This window comes from Streptomyces sp. NPDC040610, assembly GCF_055594065.1.
In genome coordinates this window covers 869,773-887,084 of sequence record NZ_JBVIXA010000001.1, presented here as the reverse complement: position 1 = coordinate 887,084, position 17,312 = coordinate 869,773, and the positions used below count along the sequence as shown (strand labels likewise).

The 17,312-nt window shown below is 73.4% G+C and carries 9 protein-coding genes; 2 read left to right on the top strand and 7 right to left on the bottom strand.

Annotated features, from left to right (window positions below; all coding sequences use genetic code 11):
* Positions 1 to 75 precede the first annotated feature (75 nt).
* Positions 76 to 2,373, bottom strand: coding sequence for an ATP-dependent DNA helicase UvrD2 (locus ACZ6AA_RS03945; RefSeq protein WP_471456614.1), 2,298 nt, complete (start codon positions 2,371 to 2,373; stop codon positions 76 to 78).
* An 87-nt stretch (positions 2,374 to 2,460) separates the two neighbouring features.
* Here ACZ6AA_RS03945 and ACZ6AA_RS03940 point away from each other — a divergent pair, with 87 nt between their 5' ends.
* Positions 2,461 to 2,703 (top strand): mycoredoxin, encoded by a 243-nt coding sequence (locus ACZ6AA_RS03940; RefSeq protein WP_468451548.1) that lies wholly within the window; start codon positions 2,461 to 2,463, stop codon positions 2,701 to 2,703.
* A 26-nt stretch (positions 2,704 to 2,729) separates the two neighbouring features.
* Here ACZ6AA_RS03940 and nudC read toward each other — a convergent pair whose 3' ends face one another.
* The 6 genes from nudC to ACZ6AA_RS03910 all read right to left on the bottom strand — a co-directional run bounded on the left by nudC (position 2,730) and on the right by ACZ6AA_RS03910 (position 13,941).
* Positions 2,730 to 3,677, bottom strand: coding sequence for an NAD(+) diphosphatase (nudC, locus tag ACZ6AA_RS03935; RefSeq protein ID WP_468451546.1), 948 nt, complete (start codon positions 3,675 to 3,677; stop codon positions 2,730 to 2,732).
* A gap of 88 nt (positions 3,678 to 3,765) precedes the next feature.
* Positions 3,766 to 5,187, bottom strand: coding sequence for a dipeptidase (locus ACZ6AA_RS03930; RefSeq protein WP_468480560.1), 1,422 nt, complete (start codon positions 5,185 to 5,187; stop codon positions 3,766 to 3,768).
* Between the two features lie 2 nt (positions 5,188 to 5,189).
* On the bottom strand, positions 5,190 to 8,912 hold the full coding sequence (locus ACZ6AA_RS03925; RefSeq protein WP_471456119.1) for a UvrD-helicase domain-containing protein: 3,723 nt from the start codon (positions 8,910 to 8,912) through the stop codon (positions 5,190 to 5,192).
* 99 nt (positions 8,913 to 9,011) lie between these two features.
* Complete coding sequence (locus ACZ6AA_RS03920; RefSeq protein WP_468451540.1) at positions 9,012 to 9,707, bottom strand: hypothetical protein; 696 nt, start codon at positions 9,705 to 9,707, stop codon at positions 9,012 to 9,014.
* A 118-nt stretch (positions 9,708 to 9,825) separates the two neighbouring features.
* The gene (locus tag ACZ6AA_RS03915) at positions 9,826 to 13,371 is read right to left on the bottom strand and encodes a UvrD-helicase domain-containing protein (RefSeq protein WP_471456117.1); all 3,546 of its coding nucleotides are present in this window, start codon (positions 13,369 to 13,371) and stop codon (positions 9,826 to 9,828) included.
* A gap of 168 nt (positions 13,372 to 13,539) precedes the next feature.
* Positions 13,540 to 13,941, bottom strand: coding sequence for an MGMT family protein (locus ACZ6AA_RS03910; protein WP_468451536.1), 402 nt, complete (start codon positions 13,939 to 13,941; stop codon positions 13,540 to 13,542).
* A 173-nt stretch (positions 13,942 to 14,114) separates the two neighbouring features.
* Between ACZ6AA_RS03910 and ACZ6AA_RS03905 the strand changes: the two genes are divergently transcribed.
* On the top strand, positions 14,115 to 17,192 hold the full coding sequence (locus ACZ6AA_RS03905; protein ID WP_471456114.1) for a lysylphosphatidylglycerol synthase transmembrane domain-containing protein: 3,078 nt from the start codon (positions 14,115 to 14,117) through the stop codon (positions 17,190 to 17,192).
* Positions 17,193 to 17,312: the final 120 nt, after the last annotated feature.

The following is a 17,312-nucleotide window of genomic DNA, read 5'->3' as shown; positions in this document are numbered from 1 at the left end:
AGCCGCCGTTCCCGTGCTTAAGAACCTATGGGTCTTCCTTGCGCATGCGCAAACTATTTTTTCGACGAATTTGAATCAGCTCGCCCCGTCGTCCTCCGCAAGCTCCTGACCTGCACAGATAGCGAGGACGTCGGCACCGAAGTGACGCAGCTTGCGGACGACGACGCCCGGGATGCGGGCCAGCTCGCCCTCGTCCTCCGGCACGGCCTCCGCGATGGCGATCAAGGTTTTGTCCGTGAACACGCAGAACGGGGGCTGGCCGAGGCGCCGCGCCTGGCCCGCTCGCCACTCGATGAGCCGCTCGTAGAGCCCTTCGTCCATGTCCGACGGGCAGTCCTCACAGCGCATGAGCTTCATCTCACCGGCGTCGGTGAGGGTGCGGCCGCAGACGCGGCAGCGAGCGGGGCTGCGGCTGCCGCGGCGGCGCTCCCTGGGCGCTCCGGCCTCGCCGGGCTCACCAACGCGGCCGGTGCCGCGCTCGATGCCGCCGGGGCCGCCCGCCGCGCGCGACCCCGCGGCCGTGCCCGAGCCGGGGCGCAGGCCGTCGAGGAAGCGGCTGGCCCGCCGGTTGGGACGGCCGCCCGGGGACCGGGAGAGGGCCCAGGACAGGGAGAGGTGGACACGGGCGCGGGTCACGCCCACGTACAGGAGCCTGCGCTCCTCCTCGACCTGCTCGTCGGTCTTGGCGTACGTGATCGGCATCATGCCCTCGGCCAGGCCGACCAGGAACACGGCGTCCCACTCCAGGCCCTTCGCCGCGTGCAGGGAGGCGAGGGTGACGCCCTCGACGGTGGGCGCGTGCTGCGCGGCGGCGCGCTCGTCCAGCTCGGCCACGAGGTCGGCCAGGGTGGCGTCGGGCCGGGCCGCGGCGAAGTCCTCCGCGAGGCGCACCAGGGCGGCCAGGGACTCCCAGCGGTCGCGGACCGCGCCGGAGCCCGCGGGCGCCTGGGTCGTCCAGCCCTTGGTGGACAGCACGGCCCGCACCTGCGAGGGCAGGTCGACCATGTCGTCCAGGAGGGTGTCGTTGGCCCCGAAGCGGGCGGCGCCGCGCAGGGCCGCGCCCGCCTCGCGGACCTCGGTGCGCTCGAAGAAGCGCTCCGCCCCGCGCAGCAGGTAGGGGATGCCCAGGTCGGCCAGGGCCTGTTCGTAGATCTCCGACTGGGAGTTCGTGCGGAACAGGATCGCGATGTCGCCCGCGGGGACGCCGTCGGCGATCAGGGCGCGGATGCGGCGGGCGGCGCCCTCGGCCTCGGCGGGCTCGTCCGCGTACTCCGTGTAGACGGGGTCGGTGCCGCGCTCGCGCTGCGAGACCAGTTCGAGGCGGTGGTCGGCGGCGCGGCCGACGGCCTGGGCGAGCAGGCCGTTGGCGAGGTGGACGACCTGGGGCGTCGAGCGGTAGTCCCGGACGAGCTTGACGAGGGTGGCGCCCGGGTGGCGGGTGCGGAAGTTCAGCAGGTGGTCGGGGGTCGCGCCGGTGAAGGAGTAGATGGTCTGGCTGGCGTCGCCGACGACGCAGAGGTTGTCCCGGTCGCCGAGCCACAGCTCCAGGAGGCGCTGCTGGAGGGGGCTCACGTCCTGGTACTCGTCGACCACGAAGTGCTGGTATTGGGAGCGGACCTGGTCGGCGATGTCGTGGCGGTCCTGGAGGATGCCGACGGCCAGGAGCAGGACGTCCTCGAAGTCGATGACCGCGCGGTCGCGCTTGAGGTCCTCGTACGCCGCGTAGAGCTGGGAGATCTCGGCGGGGTCGCGGGGGGTGTCGCGGCCGGACTTGGCCGCGACGGCCGCGTAGTCCGCGGGGACGGTCTGGGTGACCTTGGACCACTCGATCTCGCCGGTCACATCGCGCAGCTCGTTGCGGTCGAGGCGGACGCGGCAGGCCGCCGCGGCCTCGGCGACGAGCTGGACCTTGCGCTCGACGAGGCGGGGCAGCGAGCCGCCGACGGCCTTCGGCCAGAAGTACTGGAGCTGGCGCAGGGCGGCGGAGTGGAACGTGCGCGCCTGGACGCCGGTGGCGCCGAGCTGGCGCAGGCGGCCGCGCATCTCCCCGGCCGCGCGGTTGGTGAACGTGACGGCGAGCACACTGGTGGGCTGGAGGATCCCGGCCCGCACTCCATAGGCGATGCGGTGCGTGATGGCGCGGGTCTTGCCCGTGCCCGCGCCCGCGAGCACGCACACCGGCCCGTGCAGGGCGGTGGCGACCTCGCGCTGCTCCGGGTCGAGCCCGTCGAGCACCGCGTCGGCGGTGTCCGGGACCCGCGGGAAGAGGGTGGAGTGCGTTGCTGCTGTCACCCCGCCATGCTGCCAGGTCCCACGGGGCGGCAGCGCCGGTTGTCCACAGGGGGCCGCTCGCAGTCGTACTAATGCGGGAATGGTGACCGGGTCGCGTACGTTCGAGTCAGTGCGGCTACGCACACGACGTGCGGTGACGCACCCCGAGGCTTAAGGAGCGCGAGAGACATGCCGGGCACTGTGACGATGTACAGCACCACGTGGTGCGGCTACTGCCGCAGGCTGAAGAGCCAGATGGACCGCGAGGGCATCACGTACGAAGAGGTCAACATCGAGCAGGACCCGGACTCCGCGGCCTTCGTGGAGAAGGCGAACGGCGGCAACCAGACGGTTCCCACCGTTCTCTTCCCGGACGGCTCGACGCTGACCAACCCCTCGCTGGCCCAGGTGAAGCAGAAGCTCGCCGCCTGACCCGCGGGCCGGTCGGCGCGCCCGGCTCAGCCGAGCGTGCCGGGCTTCGGCAGGGGCTTGCCGTACCAGAGCTCGATCAAGCGGGCCGCAATCGAGATGCCGTAGGGAGGCAGGACCTCCCCGGACTCGAAGGCGGCCCGCAGGTCGTCGCGGGAGAACCAGCGCGCCTCGTGGATCTCCTCGCCGTCGACGTTGATCTCCGAGGACGTGGCGCTCGCCATGAAGCCCAGCATCAGGCTGGAGGGGAACGGCCAGGGCTGGCTCGCGACGTACTCGACGTCTCCGACCGTGACGCCCGCCTCCTCGAAGACCTCGCGGCGCACGGACTGCTCGATCGACTCGCCGGGCTCCACGAAGCCCGCGAGGGTCGAGAAGCGGCCCTCGGGCCAGTGCACCTGGCGGCCGAGGAGCGCCCGGTCCTCATGATCGGTCACCAGCATGATCACGGCAGGGTCGGTGCGCGGGTAGTGCTCGGCGCCGCAGGCCTGGCAGCGGCGGATGTGGCCGGCCGCCGCGATGACCGTGCGCTCGCCGCAGCGCGAGCAGAAGCGGTGCATGCGCTGCCAGTTCTCCAGGGCCACGGCGTGCACCATCAGGCCCGCGTCGCGCGGGGAGAGCAGCAGTCCGGCCTCGCGCAGCCCGGCGGCGCGCGCGGACGCGTCCATGCGCCCGGGCAGCGAGTCCTTCTGGAGCGCGAAGTAGCTCACGCCGTCGTCGTCGGTCCCCAGGAAGTAGCGGTGCGCCTCGGTGAGGGGCGCCTCGAACGACGGGGTCATCACGAGTTCCGTGCGGCCGTCGGGGGTCTCGTCGATGAGCACCTGGCCGCCGGACACCACGAAGACCCGCGTCGACGGGTGACTCCACGCGGCGGCGAGCCAGGCCTCGTCGAGACGGTGGTGCGCCGCGCGGTCGATGCCGCTCGGCGCGGTGAGCGAGACGGGACGGTCAGCTGCGCGGTCGGTCCAGGTGGTCACTGGTGCTTCCAACTCCCCCGATGGAATGGGTGGTTCAGCGAGCGGGTCTCTTCAGTGTGCATCGCGGTGGGCGACGCCTTTCGCCGGTTCAGTGGGCGCCGCGCCAGTGCTCCGCGAGGTCGCCCCACAGGTAGGCGCTCGTCTCGGCGCCCTTGAGGAGCAGGTCGAGCTCGACCTTCTCGTTCGGCGCGTGCCAGCCGTCCGAGGGAATGGAGATGCCGAGGAACAGCACGGGCGCCCCGAGGACGTCCTGGAGGTCGGCCGCGGGCCCCGAGCCGCCCTCCCGGGTGAAGCGGATGTCCTGCTCGAAGGCGCGGCCCATGGCGCGGACGACGGACTGCAGCGCCGGGTGGTCCAGCGGCGTCAGACAGGGGCGCGTGGCGCCGCTGAAGGTGATCGTGTGCCCGATGCCGTCGGGCAGCTGGTCGGCCACCCACGCGCGGACGAGCTTCTCGACGCGCTCCGGGTCCTGGCCCGCGACCAGCCGGAACGAGAGCTTCAGGAAGGCTCCGGACGGGATGATCGTCTTGCCGCCGGGGCCTTGGTAGCCCCCGCCGATGCCGTTGACCTCGGCGGTCGGACGGGCCCAGATGCGCTCCAGGGTGCTGTGTCCGGCCTCTCCGTGGGGCGCGTGCGACTTCGCCGTACGCAGCCACTCGGCCTCGTCGAACGGCAGCTCGGCGAAGAGCTCGCGCTCGCGGTCGGTCAGCTCGACGACGCCTTCGTAGAAGCCGGGCACCGCCACGCGCGCGTGCTCGTCGTGCAGCGCGGCCACGAGGCGGGCGGCGGCCGTCGCCGGGTTGGGCACGGCGCCGCCGAAGGAACCGGAGTGGATGTCCTGGTCGGGTCCCGACAGCGTGATCTCGCACTCGGCGAGGCCCCGCATGCCCGTGCACACCGTGGGGGTGTCCTTGGACCACATGCCGGTGTCGGAGACGATCACCGCGTCGGCGGCGAGGCGCTCGGCGCGCTCCTCGACCAGGGCGCGGAAGTTCGGGGAGCCGGACTCCTCCTCGCCCTCGACGAGCAGCTTCAGGTTCACCGCGGGCGCGCTGCGGCCGGTGACGGCGAGGTGGGCACGGACACCGAGGGTGTGGAAGAAGACCTGGCCCTTGTCGTCGGCGGCCCCGCGCGCGTAGAGGCGGTTGTCGCGGACGACGGGCTCGAAGGGGTCGGTGTCCCAGCCGTCCTCGAGGGCGGCGGGCTGCACGTCGTGGTGGCCGTAGACGAGGACGGTGGGTGCGTCCGGGTCCCCGGAGGGCCACTCGGCGAACACCGCGGGGGCGTCGGCCGTCTCCCACACCTCGACCGTCGGGAAGCCGGTCGAGGTGAGCCGCGCGGCGAGCCAGTCGGCGCTGCGGCGCACGTCGGGCGCGTGGTCGGGCTGTGCGGACACGGACGGGACGCGCAGCCACTCGGCGAGGTCGTCGAGGAAGGCGGCACGGTGGTCGTCCAGGTACGCCCGGACGGCGCTGACGACACTGTCAGAGCTGTTGACGGTCTTGCTCATGGTCACGAGCCTATCGGCCCGCGGGAGTGCTCCGGTCGTGCGACTGGTCCCCCCCCCTGTCCGGCGACCGCGGCGGCCTCGCCGAGCAGCATCCGCTCCAGCTCGGCCCGGCCCGGCAGGTTCGCGGGGCGGACGGTCTCGCCGCTGCGTACGTAGAGGAACGCGGCCCCCACGGACTCGGGCGGCACGCCGTGCTGCTCGGCCCACGCGAGGCGGTAGACGGCGAGCTGGAGGGGGTCGGCGTCCTGGGTGTGGCCGGTCTTCCAGTCGAGGATCTCGTACGTGGTGTCGTCGCCGTCGCCGTTCTTGTAGACGGCGTCCATGCGGCCGCGGATGACGCGGCCCGCGAGGGCGATCTGGAAGGGGTACTCGACACGGTGGGGGGTGCGACGGGCGTACTCCGTGCGCTCGAAGGCCTCCTTGAGCGTCTCCAGGTCGCGCTCGTCCGCGATCTCCGCCTCGCCGGGGCCGCCGCCCGGCAGCTCGTCCGGGCCGAGCATGGGCAGCCGCAGCTCCTCGAAGCGTGCCTCCACCCAGGCGTGGAAGCGGGTGCCGCGGCGGGCCGCGGGCTGCGGCGGCCGGGGCATGGGCCGCGCGAGCTCCTGCGCGAGGGCGTCCGGGTCGGCGGCGAGGCGAAGGAGCTGGGAGGCGGTGAGCGTGGTCGGCAGGAGGACGTCACGGACGCTCTCACGGGCACGCAGCAGTTCACCGGTGAGGGCGTCCAGGTCGCGGTCCCAGGAGGCGAGAGTGCGGGATTCCTCCGGGGTGAGGCGCGGAGCCGTCCTGGGGGCGCGGGCGTGCGGGATGGCGTCCTTGGCGAGGGCCCCCTCCTCGGACACGGTGTGCCTCGGGTGCGGCGGGGTCGGGGGCTCCGTGGGCGCCGGGCGGTGCTTGGACGTCGGGCGCTCCGTGGACCAGGAGTCCCACTCCGAGGGGTCCTCGACGGCGGCCTGGTGGGCGGCTTGGTCGCCAGTGCGTTTGTGGCGCGTGCCTACGTGGTCGATGTGTGCGCTGTCGGCGTCTTCAGCGGCGGCCTCTTCGTAGGCGTCGCTTCCGTAGGCGTCGTCTTCGTGAGCGTGGTCTTCGTAGGCAGCGCCTTCGTCGTCGTCCGGCGGGGGCGGCCAGTCCGGGTCCGTCGCGTACTCCGGGGGCTCGGCGGCGTACGCGGAGGTGGGGTCTCCTGCGGCGGGGTGGGGCTCCTCGTGGGAGCGGGCGTCGTCGGCCGCGAGGCGGTCCAGGTGGGCGAGGACGGTGTCCGCGGCGGCGCGGCGGCGGGTCAGGGAGTCGGCGTCGAGGGGCAGGGGCCAGGCGTGGTCGGCGGCCTTCTCGTGCAGCGCCGGGTTCTCCTCGTCCTCGTCCGGCGCGTCCGCCCAGGCCTCGATCTCGCCGTGGCCCGCCGCGCAGTGGTCGTACAGGGCCGTGAGGAAGTCGGACGGGCCCCGGGGCTTCTTCTGGGTGGGCCCCCACCAGTGGCCCGAGCCGAGCAGGAGGCTGCGGGGGCGGGTGAACGTCACGTACCCGAGGCGCAGTTCCTCGGTGTGCTGATGGTCCTTCATCTCGGCGTGGAAGGCCTTCATGCCCTTGGCGTCCCACGCGTCGATGTCGGGGAGCGTGTCGGCGTCGCCACGCAGGGCGTGCGGGACGACCTTGGCCTGGGCCGTCCACTTCTCGCGGCCCTGCGCGCTCGGGAACGTGCCGGTGACCAGGCCGGGGACGGCGACGACGTCCCACTCCAGGCCCTTGGACTTGTGGGCCGTGAGGACCTTGACGGTGTTCTCGCCGCCGGGCAGGGCGTTGTCGAGGCCCTTCTCGTACTGGGCGGCGGTGCGCAGGAAGCCGAGGAAGGCGAGCAGGGAGGCCGAGGGGTCGTTGGCGGCGAAGGACGCGGCGATGTCCAGGAAGTTCGACAGGGTCTCGCGGCGGCGGGCGGCCAGGGCGTGCGGGGACGCGGAGAGCTCGACCTCCAGGCCGGTGACGGCGAGCACGCGGTGCAGGACGTCGAGGAGCGGGTCGGCCAGGGAGCGCCGCAGGTCGCGCAGTTCGGTGGCGAGGCGCGCGAACCGCACCCGGGCCTCGGCGGAGAACGGCAGCCTGTCTTCTCCGGAGCCGTCGCCGGGGGTCTCCAGGAACGTGTCGAGCGCGTCCGCGAGCGATATCACCTCGGACGGGTCGACGCCCTCGACGGCCTCGGCGAGCCGCCGGTCGGCGTCCTCGGGACCGTCGGGGGCGCTGTGCCGCACGAGGAGGCGGGCGCGGCGGCCCAGGAGGGCGAGGTCGCGCGGGCCGATCCGCCAGCGGGGGCCGGTCAGGAGCCGCACCAGGGAGGCGTTGGCGCCCGGGTCCTGGAGGACTTCGCAGACGGCGACGAGGTCGGCGACCTCGGGCAGGTGCAGCAGGCCGGACAGGCCGACGACCTCGACGGGGATGTCGCGGGCGACGAGGGCGGCCTGGATCTCGGCGAAGTCGCCGGCCGTGCGGCACAGGACGGCGATCTCCCCGGGGGCCTTGCCGGTGGCCACGAGGTGGGCGAGGGAGTCGGCGATCCAGGCGATCTCCTCGCTGTGGGTGCGCAGCAGGGCGCAGCGCACGCTGCCGTCGCGCTCGGCGCCCGGGGCGGGCCGCAGCGCCTCCACGCCCGCGTGCAGGGCGCGCAGCGGCGCGGCCAGGCCGTTGGCGAGGTCGAGGAGGCGGCCGCCGCTGCGGCGGTTCTCGCTGAGGGCGTGGCGCGTGGCGGGGCGGCCGTCGGCGTGCGCGAAGTGGTCGGGGAAGTCGTCGAGGTTGGCCACGGAGGCGCCGCGCCAGCCGTAGATCGCCTGGCAGGGGTCGCCGACCGCCGTCACGGGGTGGCCGGTGCCGCCGCCGAACAGGCCCGCCAGGAGGACGCGCTGGGCCACCGACGTGTCCTGGTACTCGTCGAGGAGGACGACGCGGAACTCCTCGCGCAGGATCTCGCCGACCTCCGGGCGGGTGCGGGCGAGGGTCGCGGAGTGGGCGATCTGGTCGCCGAAGTCGAGGAGGTCGCGGGTGCGCTTCGCCGCGCGGTACCGGTCGACGAGTTCGGCGAGCTGGAGGCGGGCGGTGGCCGTCTCCGGGACCTTGCGCAGGTCGGCGTTGGTGAGCTTGGTGCCCGCCAGGGCGCGGAGCAGCTCCACGTCGTGCGCCCGGAGGCGGTCGGGTGCCACCAGGTGCTCGGCCAGCTCGCCGTCGAGCGTCAGCAGGTCGCTGACGAGGTCGGGGAAGGAGCGGGTCAGCGCGGGATACGGGCCGGGGGCCTCGCGCAGGACGCGGGCGGCGAGCTGGAAGCGGGTGGCATCGGCGAGGAGCCGGGCGGTGGGCTCCAGGCCGATGCGCAGGCCGTGGTCGGTGAGGAGGCGGCCCGCGAACGCGTGGTACGTGGAGATGACCGGCTCGCCCGGAGGGTTGTCCGGGTCGGCGGCCTCCGGGTCCGTGACGCCTGCCTTGATGAGGGCCTTGCGGACGCGCTCGGCGAGCTCGCCCGCCGCCTTGTTCGTGAACGTCAGGCCCAGCACCTGCTCCGGGGCGACCTGTCCGGTGCCGACCAGCCACACCACGCGCGCGGCCATCACCGTCGTCTTCCCCGACCCGGCTCCGGCCACGATCACCTGCGGGGCGGGCGGCGCGGTGATGCAGGCCGTCTGCTCCGGGGTGAACGGGATACCGAGGAGCTCTTTGAGCTGCTCGGGGTCGGTGAGGCGAGGAGACACGTCAGAGAGGCTAGCGGCGGCCACTGACATCCGGGGCGGGACGGGTTCGTCCGTCGCCGCCGCGTGTGTCCGTGGCCGCCGTCACAGGAGCGAGGCGGATCAGAGTCCTGCGAGCTGCTTCTGGTCGACGACCTCGCCCGGCGCCGGGGCCTTGACGTCGACGGGCTCGCCGTAGCCGCTGAAGGTCGCGGTGCCCTTGTCGTCACCGTCGTTGGTGACCTTCACGAAGTAGGGCTTGCCCTCCGTGGCGACGTAGAAGGTGGTGGTCTCGTCGCCCTTCTTCTTGACGAGGACGGCGGTCTTCTTGCCGTCGACCTCGGCGTCATCCGCACGCTTGAGGCCCTTGAGCTTCTTGCCCTGGAAGATGTCGCCGAGGTCGCAGGCGCTCTGCCCCTGGGAGGGCGACTTCACCCAGCGCCCGTCGACGCGCCCGGCGATGGTGGCGCCCGCGCGTGCCTTCCAGAACCTCTCGTCGGCCTTCACGTACGAGGACTTGCCGACGGTGAGGATCTCGGAGTGGCCGTCCTTGCGCGAGTCGATCGTGGCCTTGCAGTCGCCGCCCTTGGCGACGGCGAACTCGCCGGTGGTCTGCGCGCCGTCGCCCTTGACCTGGCTCTTCATCGTGAAGGAGCCCGCGTTCTTGGAGGCCTTGGAGGCCTTCTTGGCGATCTTGTCGGCGCTCATGCCCTTGAAGGGGTCCTTGGCACCGTCGCTGTCGCTGCTGCAGCCCGTGACGCCGATGACGGCGGCGGCGCAGGCGGCTGCCGCTGCCAGGAGCTTCCGGTTGGCTGCCATGTGCGTTTCTCCTCGGGTAGGACAGTTCAGGTTCACCGAGACCTTAGATGGCCTGTGAGAGTGCTATGAGCACAGGGGACGCGGCGTGACGTTGGCCACCGGTGGGTGCGGGCGCGGGTCACTCCACGACCTGCTTGCCCTCCGGGCGGGCGCTGCACGAGGCGCGGAAGGCGCAGTGCGTGCAGTGCTGCCCGGTGACGGGCGTGAAGCGCTCGTCGAGGACCTTGCCCGCCGCCGTGGCGAGGAGGTCGCCGACCCAGTCGCCGGACAACGGCTCCTGGGCCTGGACCTTCGGCAGCGCGTCACCGCCGTCCTTCTTGGCCGCGCCCTGGCGCAGCTGGACCAGTTCCGCGCCGCCCACGTCGGGGCGTACGCCTTCGAAGACGTCGTCCGCGGCGCCCTCGCGCACGGCGAGCTGGTAGACGGCAAGTTGGGGGTGGCGCTCGACGTCGGCGGCGCTCGGGGCCTGCTTGCCGGTCTTGAAGTCGACTACGTAGGCGCGGCCCTCGCCGTCGCGTTCGACACGGTCCATGGAGCCGCGTACGCGTACTTCGTAGGGGCCCGCTTCGAGCGTCACGTCGAAGTCGTGCTCACTGGCGACCGGGGCGCGGCCCGCGTGGGCGCCGCTGACGTGCCACTGGAGGAAGCGTTCGAGCGCCACGCGCGCGTGCTCCTTCTCCTGGTCGGACTTCCAGGGGGCGTCGAAGACGAGGGCGTCCCAGACGGATTCGAGGCGTTCCATGAGGACGTCGAGGTCGGCGGGCGTGCGCCCGGAGGCGACCTCGTCGGCCAGCACGTGCACGACGTTGCCGAAGCCCTGGGCGGCCGTCGCGGGCGCGTCGGCCTTCACCTCGCGGCCCAGGAACCACTGCAGGGCGCAGGTGTTGGCGAGCTGGTCGAGCGCGCTCCCGGAGAGCGCGACGGGCTTGTCGCGGTCCCGCAGGGGCACCGCGCTCACCGTCGGCTCGAACATGCCCCACCAGCGGTGCGGGTGCGCGGACGGCACGAGGGGGCGCTCGTCGGCGTCGCTGAGCGCGGCGAGGCGGGCCAGGCGCTGGGCGGCGGCCTCGCGCAGGGCGTCCGACGCGTGCGGGTCGACGGTGGTGGCCCGCAGCTCCGCGACGAGCGCGGAGACGGACAGCGGGCGGCGCGGGCGGCCGGTCACGTCCTTCGGTTCGACGCCGAGTTCGGTGAGGAAGCGGGAGGGCTGGTCGCCGTCGTCGGCGGGGGCCTTGACGGCGGTGACGACGAGGCGTTCTCGCGCGCGCGTGGCGGCCACGTAGAACAACCGGCGCTCTTCGGAGAGGAGCGCTCCGGGGGTGAGGGGCTCGGCGATGCCGTCGCGTCCGATGCGGTCGGCCTCCAGGAGGGAACCGCGGCGGCGCAGGTCTGGCCAGAGGCCCTCCTGGACGCCCGCGACCACCACGAGCCGCCACTCCAGGCCCTTGGAGCGGTGGGCCGTCATCAGGCGCACGGCGTCGGGGCGCGCCGCGCGGCGCGTGAGCGTGTCCGCGGCGATGTCCTGCGCCTCGATCTCGTCGAGGAAGTTGAGGGCGCCGCGCCCGCCGGTGCGCTCCTCGGCGCGGGCCGCGGTCGCGAACAGGGCGCACACCGCGTCGAGGTCCCGGTCGGCGTTGCGGCCCGCCGCGCCACCGCGCCGCGCGGCCCGCTCCAGGCGCCGCGGCCAGGGCGTGCCGTCCCACAGGTCCCACAGCGCCTGCTCGGCGGTGCCGCCGTCCGCGAGGCGCTTCCTGGCCCGGCTCAGGAGTTCGCCGAGGCGCTGGGCTCCCTTCGCGTACGAGGGGTCGTGCGCTATCAGCCGCTCCGGCTCGGCGAGGGCGCGGGCGAGGAGTTCGTCGGAGGGCGGCGGGAGGTGGTTGCCCGCGGCCCGCTCCTCCTCCCGCAGGGCCCGGCCCAGACGCCGCAGGTCGGCGGCGTCCATGGCCGCGAGGGGTGAGGTGAGCAGGGTTATGGCGGTCTCGGTGTCGAGCCACGCGGGGGTGGTGGGGGCGGGCGTGGGCGTCGTGGGGGCGGGTTCGTGGCCGTCGGCAGTGGGCTCAGGGGCGGATTCCCCTGCTCCTTCACCCGCCTCCGCCGGGGTGGGTTCGGGGCCGTCGAGGTCGGGCTCAGGGGCGGGCCCGGGCTCGGCGTCGGACTCGGTGGCGGGCTCGGACTCAGGGTCGGCGTCGGCCTCAGGGTCGGCGTCGGACTCGGGGACGGACTCGGACTCGGGGACGGACTCGGACTCGGGCTCCCCCGCACCCTCCCCCGACTCCGCCCGAGCCACAGCCCGCAGCGCCGTCAGGAGCGCCGTCACCGCGGGCTCGTGGCGCAGGGCGATGTCGTCGCCGTCTATGTCCAGGGGGACGCCCGCCGCGGTGAGGCCGCGGCGGAGGGACGGGATGGAGCGGGCGCCCGCGCGCACGAGGACGGCCATCTCGTTCCAGGGGACGCCGTCCTCCAGGTGCGCGCGGCGCAGCATGTCCGCGATGTTGTCCAGCTCCGTGCCCGCCGTGGGGTACGTACGGACGTCGACGCGACCGCCGTCCCTGACGGCCGTCAGCTCCCGGTGGGCACGTACCTTCTCCGCGGGCAGCCGGGTGAGCGGCATGCGCGCGGTGATGAGGCGGGTGGCCGCGAGGAGCCGCGCACCGGACCGCCGGGACGACGTCAGGACCTCGACCGGCGCCTCGGCGCCGTCCGCGCGCGGGAAGTCCGACGGGAACCGGAGGATGCCGTTCACATCGGCGCCCCGGAAGGCGTAGATCGACTGATCGGGGTCTCCGAAGGCGACGAGATCGCGCCCGCCGCCCGCGAGCGCGTGCAGCAGCCGAACCTGCGAGGGATCCGTGTCCTGGTACTCGTCGACGAACACCGCGTCGTACTGGGCGGCGAGCGCCCTGGCGACCTCGGGGCGGCGGGCAAGGAGCACCGCGCGGTGCACCAGCTCCGCGTAATCGAGCACTCCTTGGAGGTCGAGGACGTCCAGGTACTCGGCGAGGAACGCCGCCGCCGCGCGCCAGTCCGGCCTGCCGCCGCGCCGGGCGAAGGCGTCCAGGGCGGCCGGGCCGAGGCCCAGTTCGCGGCTGCGCGCCAGCACCGCGCGGACCTCGTCGGCGAAGCCGCGCGTGGTCAGGCAGGCGCGCAGCTCGTCCGGCCAGCGCACCCGCGCCAGGCCCTCGCGCGCCAGGTCGGTCTGGCCCGCGAGGAGTTCGCGCACCGCCACGTCCTGCTCGGGTCCTGACAGCAGCCGCAGGGGTTCCACGAAGAGGTCGGCGTCCTGGTGGGCGCGGACGAGGGCGTAGCAGAACGAGTGGAACGTGGTGGCCTGCGGGGCGTCGGCGGCGCCGATGCGCTGGGCCATGCGGTCGCGCAGCTCGACCGCCGCCCGGCGGCTGAACGTGAGCACCAGGACGCGCTCGGGATCGGTCCCCTTGGCCACCCGCGCGGCCACCGACTCCACCAGGGTGGTGGTCTTGCCCGTGCCCGGACCTGCGAGAACGAGCAGCGGACCGCCCGCGTGGTCAACCACCGAGCGCTGCCGTGCGTCCAGCTGAGGGGGATCCGTGAGGACCGGCGGGGTACGCACCAGCCGATAGGCACCCGAAGTCCCCTGTCGTACCCGAGGGTGCGACGGGTGCCGGGCGGATGAAAGGGAGCTCACGTGGATCGCCGGTCCTGGTGGGTGTACGGGTCGAGGTGCGGCTGCGTGCCAGCTGCGGGGTGAGTGTGAATGCGTGCTGTCGACGCTACGCCAGCGGATGAGCGGGGCGCGTGGCTTCCCCCGTACGGGCCACCGGGCCGCCGCCCGGCCACCGCGTGCCGGAAGCTGTCAGGTGTGAGCCTCCGGAGCCACGTCCGCCGCGCCGCCGTCCCAGCGCGCCCTGCGCATGTCCAGGCGCGGCAGGCTCCGCTCGGACGCGCGGCTCGCCTCCCGCAGCGGCGTGCCCTCCGCGCGGTAGGCCTCAAGGGCCCGCAGTTCGTGTCCGGGCAGCAGCACGCCGTCCGAGCGGACCACGCGCCACCACGGCACCGCGCCGCCGTAGAGGGCCATCACCCGGCCGACCTGGCGCGGCCCGCCCTCCTCCAGCCACTCGGCGACGTCTCCGTAGGTCATCACCCGGCCCGGCGGAATGCGCTCCGCCACATCGAGCACCCGTTCCGCGTACTCGGGGTACTCGGGTACGTCGGGGTGGTCCATCCGCTCCGGATCCGGTCGGCTCTCCTCGCTCATCCGGCCCATCCTGCCGCATGGCACCGACATGGTGACGGCTCCACGACAGAGGGTGCGGTAGGGCGTGCGACGAGGGACGAAGTGGCAAATCGTGACCGTTTCGCGCCCCCGGATTGCCCCCTGATGCCCCCCGTTGTCAGCGGGGCATGCCACCATCGTGCGGGCGGTGACTGGTGATACGAGATCAAGAAGAGGCGACGGAGCAGCAGGGCGTGCATTCCGACAAGACGGCTGGCACCTCTGCGGACACGGCACGCCCGGACACCGACGAGCTGGTCGTGAAGCCCCACGACGCGTCTCCCGAGTCGTCCGGCGACGCTTCCCGCAGCAAGCCCACCGAGCCCCCTGAGCTCACCGAACCCTCGGCGCCCTCGGAGCCGTCGGAGCCGTCCAGGCTCTCCGAACCCTCCGAGCCCACCGATTCCGCCCTCCTCGACTGCGCCGAAGCCGACGACGACCCCCACTCCGAGCGCGTCGAGGGCGACGAACCCCTCCTCCCCGCGCGCGTGCACCGCCCCTCCGACCTCATGCGGCTGCTCGTCGGCATCCTGGCGATCGCCGCGCTGCTGCTGATCTCCGCGTTCGCGCACGGCACGACGTCGGGCCTGGAGCAGGACATCAACGCGGGCACGGGCGAACCCCCGGACCTCCTGATGAAGCTGGCGGGGCTCACCGCGAGCATCGGGGTGCTGCTCGTCCCGGTGGCGTTCGCGATCGAGCGCCTGATCAAACGCGACGGGCTGCGCATCGCCGACGGGGTCCTCGCGGCCGTGCTCGCGCACGGCGTGACGCTGGCCACCGACCTGTGGGTGGCCAAGGCCGCCCCGGAGTCCATCCAGGACGCCCTCACCCAGCCCTCGCCGGGTGACATCAACTCGCTCACGGACCCGGTGCACGGCTATCTCGCGCCGGTCATCGCGTACATGACGGCCGTGGGCATGTCCCGCAGGCCGCGCTGGCGCGTCGTCCTGCTCGTGGTGCTGCTGCTCGAAGCCTTCACGATGCTGGTGTCGGGCAACACGACACCGTTCTCGATCATCCTGACGGTGCTCATCGGCTGGACCGTCGCCTACGGCACGCTGTACGCGGTCGGCTCGCCGAACGTGCAGCCCACCGGCCAGACGCTGCTCGCGGGCCTCAGGCACGTCGGCTTCCGGCCGGTGAGCGCCGCCCGCGAGGAGTCCGGCGACGCCTCCGACCAGGACAACCGCGGCAGACGCTACTTCGTGACACTGGAGGACGGACCTCCCCTGGACGTCACGGTCATCGACCGAGAACAACAGGCGCAGGGCTTCTTCTACCGGGTGTGGCGCCGTCTCACGCTGCGCGGCATCACCCAGCGCCGCAGCCTCCAGTCCCTGCGCCAGGCCCTGGAGCAGGAGGCCCTGCTGGCGTACGCGGCGATCGCGGCCGGGGCGAACGCGCCCAAGCTCATCGCCACCTCCGAGCTCGGCCCGGACGCCGTCATCCTCGTGTACGAGCACACGGGCGGCCGCTCCCTGGACTCGCTGCCGGACGAGGCCCTCACCGACGAGCTGCTGTGCGACACCTGGCGGCAGGTCAAGGCGCTCCAGTCGCGCCGGATCGCGCACCGCAGGCTCGCGGGCGACGCGATCCTGGTGGATCGTTCCGGCACGGTGATCCTGACGGACCTGCGGGGCGGCGAGATCGCGGCCGGCGACCTGGTCCTGCGCATGGACATCGCGCAGCTCCTGACGGCCTTCGGCCTTCGGGTCGGCGCGGAGCGCGCGGTCGCCACGGCCGTCGAGGTCCTCGGCCCGGACGCCGTGGCGGACTGTCTGCCGCTGCTCCAGCCGATCGCGCTGACCCGCTCCACGCGCGGGACGCTGCGCAAGCGGGCCCGCGAGCGCGCCCAGCGGGAGCGGGACGCCGTCCTGGAGGCCTCGCGCAAGGCGAAGGCCGCCCGCACGGAGGCCGAGAGCACGGAAGCCGAGAGCACGGCAGCGACAGCCGAGGAAGCCGGGGCCACCGAAGCCGCCACCGCCCCCGACCCCGCCACCACGCGCCCCGACGACCCCATCTCCATCCGCAAGACGGACCCGATCGCCGCCCGCACCGCGGACCCGGCGACCGCCCGCAGGACCGAGACAGTCACCGCCCGCACCGCGGACCCGACCGCCGCCCGCAAGGCCGAGACGGCCGCCGCCCGCAAGTCCCTGCGCGCGGAGAAGCAGGCCGAGAAGCAGGCCATAGACGAGGCCCTGGAGCAGGCCCGCGAGGAGGACCTGCTCACCCAGATCCGCCATCAGGTGCTCCTGATCCGGCCGACGGCCCCCGTGGAACCGGCGCAGCTGGAACGGATCAGGCCACGCACGCTGATCAGCTTCATCGCCGGTGCCTTCGGCGCGTACTTCCTGCTGTCACAGCTGACGCACATCGACTTCGGCACCATCTTCGGAGAGGCCGAGTGGGGCTGGGTCGCCGCCGCGGTGGCGTTCTCGGCGCTCAGCTACTTCGCCGCGGCGATGAGCCTGCTGGGCTTCGTGCCGGAGCGGGTGCCGTTCCTGCGGGCCGTGTCCGCGCAGGTCGCCGGGTCGTTCGTGAAGATCGTGGCGCCCGCTGCGGTGGGCGGCGTGGCGCTCAACACCCGCTTCCTCCAGCGCTCGGGAGTGCGCTCGGGGCTCGCGGTGGCGAGCGTCGGCGCCTCGCAGCTCTTCGGCCTCGGCTCGCACATCCTGCTCCTGCTGATCTTCGGGTACGTCACCGGCACGCAGAAGACGCCGACGCTGACACCGTCCCGTACGGTCATCGCGGGCCTGCTGACGGTCGCGGTGCTCGTCCTCGTGGTGACCGCCATCCCGTTCCTGCGGAAGTTCGTCGTCACGCGCGTGCGGTCGCTGTTCGCGGGAGTCGTGCCGCGCATGCTCGACGTCCTGCAGCGGCCGCAGAAGCTGCTCACCGGCATCGGCGGCATGCTGCTCCTGACGTTCCTCTTCGTGCTCTGTCTCGACGCCTCGGTGCGGGCCTTCGCCAGCGAGGAGATGGGCACCCTGAGCCTGGCCAGCGTCGCGGTGGTCTTCCTCGCGGGCAACGCGCTCGGCTCGGCGGCGCCCACCCCGGGCGGCGTCGGCGCGGTCGAGGCGACCCTGACGTTCGGTCTGATCGCGGTGGGCGTACCGAAGGACGTGGCGGCGCCCGCCGTGCTCCTGTACCGACTGCTCACGCTGTGGCTGCCGGTGCTCCCCGGGTGGCTGTTCTTCAACCATCTCACCCGTAAGGGCCTGTTGTAGGCACGGGCCCGCGGAGCGGGCGCGCGCGCAGGTCCGCGGAGCGGGCGCGAGCGCGGGCCCGCGGAGCGGGCGCGCGCGCAGGTCCGCGGAGCGGGCGCGAGCGCGGGCCTGCGGAGCAGG